Annotated in this window: 3 protein-coding genes; all 3 read right to left on the reverse strand. The window is 65.5% G+C overall.

Translation table 11 applies throughout. The features are described 5' to 3' along the window. Positions 1-158 precede the first annotated feature (158 nt). The gene (locus tag ABW137_RS04845) at positions 159-632 is read right to left on the reverse strand and encodes a ribose-5-phosphate isomerase (protein WP_526397439.1); all 474 of its coding nucleotides are present in this window, start codon (positions 630-632) and stop codon (positions 159-161) included. Between the two features lie 76 nt (positions 633-708). Continuing rightward, on the reverse strand, positions 709-1,860 hold the full coding sequence (locus ABW137_RS04850) for a sodium:calcium antiporter (RefSeq protein ID WP_526397441.1): 1,152 nt from the start codon (positions 1,858-1,860) through the stop codon (positions 709-711). 325 nt (positions 1,861-2,185) lie between these two features. Beyond that, positions 2,186-2,874: SPASM domain-containing protein (locus ABW137_RS04855; RefSeq protein ID WP_526397443.1), on the reverse strand; the 689-nt coding region annotated here is incomplete at its 5' end.

The following is a 2,874-nucleotide window of genomic DNA, read 5'->3' on the forward strand; positions in this document are numbered from 1 at the left end:
GGACGGCAAGGCGGCGGCCGTCAAACAGCTGCGCACCACGGCGCTGGCAAGCGCTCCGGACGCAGAAGCGGTCCGCTAAGCCGCCGATCTGATTTCACCCCCTGCCGATCGGCAGGGGGTGAAATGCGTTGTAGCGAGCGCTCTTCGAACCGGGTCCTTCAGACCTCGGCCAACGCCGGTGGGATGCCGGTCTTCTCGAACTCGGACATGATGTCGATGCGACGCTGGTGGCGTTCTTCGTCCGACCATTCCGCGGCGAGGAATGCGTCCACGATCGCAAGGGAATCACCGAGCGAGTGCATGCGACCGCCGATCCCGATCAGCTGGGCGTTGTTGTGCTGGCGGGCCAGTTGCGCAGTCTCGACGTTCCACGCCAGGGCACAACGCGCACCCGTCACCTTGTTGGCGGCGATCTGTTCACCGTTCCCGCTGCCCCCGAGCACGATGCCGAGGCTGCCTTCGTCGGCAACGACGCGACGCGCCGTCTCGATGCAGAAGGCTGGGTAGTCGTCGAGTGGATCGTAGACGTGAGCGCCGCAGTCGACGGGCTCGTGGCCCACCGCCCTCAGATGCTGGATGATTGCGTTCTTGCGTTCCAATCCAGCATGGTCGGAACCCAGGTATACGCGCATGATCGCTGTTCCCCCTTTGGTAATTGAACACGTACTTCGCAGCGGCAGTCGGTGTTTCAGTCTGTCTGGCAGGCGGTCACAGCCCCATGGCGAAGGCAGGACCAGGGACTGCCGGCGCCTCGATGCCCGGCCGCTGCGCGTTGTCGTCGGAGCCCGTGGCGTCGTCGTCGCCGGGAACGAGCCCGAACACCGAGAAGCTCACGATCCAGTAGACGATGTACGCCAGCAGCAGCACCACTCCGTGCCAACGTCGCAGGTGGCCGGTGAACAATGCGTAAGCCGCAAACCCGTTGATCACGATGAGCGCAGGCAGGTGCCAGGTGAAGACCTCCGGGGTGATCAGGAGCGTGCCACCGAGCAGCGCGATGATCCCCACCTTCGCGGTCACCGAGAACACCACGCTGCCAATGACGTTGCCGATCCCGATGGCAGGCGCGCCGCGCCGAGAGGGCTCCACGGTCAGGAAGATGTCCTCGAGGGACAGCACCAACGTTGCGATCGTCGCCCCGAATACCGTGCCACCGATCGCGTACTGCTCGACGATTCCCTCGGTGCCCTTCGCCATGGCCCAAGCACCAGCGATGAGGCCGATCAACGCAAGAAGCGCGAGCAGGAGCCACACCCAACCCGGACGCTCGTTCGCCTTCTCCGGGACGACGTCACCGGTCTCGTAGAGGCTTCCGGCGCCGCCGCCGGTATGACCGCCACCGCCGGAGTTCGCGGCACCGGTACTGACGAGCTCGCGACTCTCGGCCGCCTCCAGCAATTCCGCGCTGCGGAAGGTCGGTACGATCCGCCGTGACTCGCGGTAGGCGATGTAGGCGATGAAGAGCACGAACAGCGCGATGAGAACGACCCCGGACACCGGGCCCACCCCGCCAAGGAATGCGGGCACGATCAGCACCAGAGGCGCGAACGCGAACAAGCCGATGTAGTCCTTCGGGATCTCCACCCGGCTAGGGGCGACGATGGCGGCAAGCGCGAGCACCAGGCCGGTCAGTGATATGACGGTTCCGAAGATGACGCCGAGCGCAACGTCCTCGCTGCCCTCCAGGTTGAGCACGACACCGAAGGCGAGATCGTCGAACTCGATGCCGGTGAAGATGATGGCGAGCAGGAAGAGCGAGACGGCGAGGCCGCGTGCGGCGCCGACCAGACAGGTGATCAGCTTCTCGGCGCTATAGATCAACAACCCCGCGCCGGCGGCAAATATGACGATGGACATCATTGCGCTGCGCTCTCCCTGCTACACGCGAGGACACCTCTTACCTGTTGCATCCGAATACCTTTCGTGACATCAGTGGCAATCCGCTCTTGGTCGACTCTCGGGCCGGCAATCCAGGAAGTCCCTCAAAGCTGGTGAACCTTGCAGGCGCAGTACATGTTCCGACACGTGTAGCAGGCAGGCATGTCAGTGCAGCGGGGGCAGACGTCGCAGCTCACCGGCTCGCTGTGCCGAAGGAGGTCCACCGCTGTGTACGTCTCGCCACAGAGGTAGCACGGCGGACGCGGGACGTCGTGCTCCTGCTGGGTGACGACCGGCGCATCGTTCGTCATCGTCGTACCACCAAGGGAATCCGCGATTGGGTGCGGCCCGGATTCGGTCGGGGAATCATCACGCCGTCCCGCGGCCGCTCCGGGTCGTTCGCCGCTGCCACCGCCGCCTCCACCAACCCGTGATCCGGGGACAGACGACAGACGGGGTCGGTGCGGGCGGCGTCGCCGGTGAGCGCGAAGGCCTGGCAACGGCAGCCGCCGAAGTCGATCTCGCGACGGTCGCAACTGCGGCACGGGTCCGGCATCCAGTCGTCGCCGCGAAACTGTCTGAACAGTGGCGACTCCGCCCAGATCCACTCCAGTGCGTGTTCGCGCACGTTGGTGCTTGGCAGGCCAAGGCCACGCGCCAACTCGTGGGCCGCTGGACACGGCAGCGCTTCGCCGTTGGGCACCACGGTGAACTGGCGGCGTGCCCAGCCGTCCATGCAGGGCTTGGGGTATTCGCTGTAGTAGTCGGGGATGACGTAGATGACTTCCATCCGGTCTCCGAGCCGGCCGCGGGCCGCCAGCACCGTCTCTTCCGCGCGCTCCAATTGGTCTCTGCTCGGCAGCAATTCGGCACGGTTGCGCCCCGCCCAGCCGGCGTACTGCGTGTTGGCCAGCTCTATCCGGTCGGCCTCCATCACCGCCGCCATGTCGAGGATGGCGTCGATCCGGTCGATGTTCTGTCGGTGCAGCACCACGT

The sequence above is a fragment of the Mycobacterium sp. genome, from assembly GCF_040509115.1.
In the GTDB taxonomy this organism is placed as follows: domain Bacteria; phylum Actinomycetota; class Actinomycetes; order Mycobacteriales; family Mycobacteriaceae; genus Mycobacterium.

Excerpts from the sequence above, each read along its gene's own strand:
- ABW137_RS04845 (WP_526397439.1), bottom strand. The coding sequence starts at position 632 with ATGCGCGTATACCTGGGTTCCGACCATGCTGGATTGGAACGCAAGAAC.
- ABW137_RS04850 (WP_526397441.1), bottom strand. The coding sequence starts at position 1,860 with ATGATGTCCATCGTCATATTTGCCGCCGGCGCGGGGTTGTTGATCTAT.